Source organism: Mesorhizobium sp. M7A.F.Ca.CA.002.15.2.1, assembly GCF_003998715.1.
In the GTDB taxonomy this organism is placed as follows: domain Bacteria; phylum Pseudomonadota; class Alphaproteobacteria; order Rhizobiales; family Rhizobiaceae; genus Mesorhizobium; species Mesorhizobium ciceri.
Map to the genome: position 1 here is coordinate 1 of NZ_RZPI01001011.1, position 1,283 is coordinate 1,283.

Annotated in this window: 2 protein-coding genes; both read right to left on the bottom strand. The window is 64.5% G+C overall.

The annotated features are described in order from the left end of the window. A partial coding sequence (locus ENZ74_RS32085; protein ID WP_164761419.1) for an MDR family oxidoreductase occupies positions 1–749 on the bottom strand: 749 nt, incomplete at its 3' end. Positions 750–802: 53 nt separating this feature from the next. Next, a partial coding sequence (lspA, locus tag ENZ74_RS32090) for a signal peptidase II (RefSeq protein ID WP_245471053.1) occupies positions 803–1,283 on the bottom strand: 481 nt, incomplete at its 5' end.

A 1,283-nucleotide genomic window follows, 5' to 3' on the forward strand; every position in this document is an offset into this window, starting at 1 on the left:
CGATGACCTCCTATGGCGGCGACCGCGCCGCCATAGGAGGTCATCGAGAGCACATTGGCCAGCGTGTGGCTGCCGACAGCGTCAATACCGCCGGCCCAGCGCTCCTTGGCCAGCGGCTTGGCCGGCTGGGCAAGCTCCTCGCGCGAGATCACCTCGGCGGCGCCAAGGTCCATCAGAAAGGGGCTTTCGGCATTGCGGCCGGTGGAAGCAATGACATGGTAGCCGAGGCTGGACAGGATGGAGACCGCGACCGAGCCGACGCCGCCGGCTGCCCCCGTCACCACCACCGGGCCGCGATCGGGCAGGATGCCGTGCCGCTCCAGTGCCATGACACAGAGCATGGCGGTATATCCTGCGGTGCCGACGGCCATCGCGTCATGCGGGCTGATGCCTTGCGGCAGCGGCACCAGCCAGTCGCCCTTGACGCGGGCACGGCCTGCATAGGCACCGAAATGGGTTTCGCCGACGCCCCAGCCATTCAGCACGACCTTGTCTCCGGCGCGCCAGTCGGGATGCGAGGACGAAATGACGGTGCCGGCGAAATCGATGCCCGGCACCAGCGGCCAGCGGCGGATCACCGGCGCCTTGCCTGTGATCGCCAAGCCATCCTTGTAGTTCACCGTCGTTGCCTCGACCGCGACGGTGACATCGCCTTCCATCAGGTCGGCCTCGGTGAGATCGGTCACGGCGACCGACTGCTTTTTCTCGGCGTCACGCGAAACGAGGATGGCTTTGAAGGTTTCGGACATGTCTTTCTCCGCGATCTTGACGACATGAACTGTGCGGCGATGGCCGCACGGGGTCAATCCTTGGAAGGACTGGCTTTGGGTTCGCGCCGCCAGCCGAACAGCTCGTCGAAGACGACCAGTGCCGCACCAACCGAAATGAAGGCGTCGGCAAGGTTGAAGACGGCGAAGGACCAGACCGGCGTGTGGAACAGGATGTAGTCGATGACGTGGCCGTAGACGGCGCGGTCGATCAGATTGCCGAGCGCGCCGCCGACGATCAGCGCAAAGCCGGTGCGGGCAAGGATCTGGGACGGCGCGATCCGCGTCGCCAGGAACAGCACGAAGGCAACGACGGCGAGCGAAATGACGATCAGCCCGGTGTCGCCGAAGGACGAGAACATCGAGAAGGCGATGCCGGTATTGTAGGTGCGAAACAGCGCCAGGAAGGGCAGCAGATCAACCTTCTCCTGAAAAGGCAGATCGGCCTCGACCAGGTATTTTATCCACTGGTCGAGCGCGATGGCCGCGACGACGAGCAATGCGTAGGGAGACCAT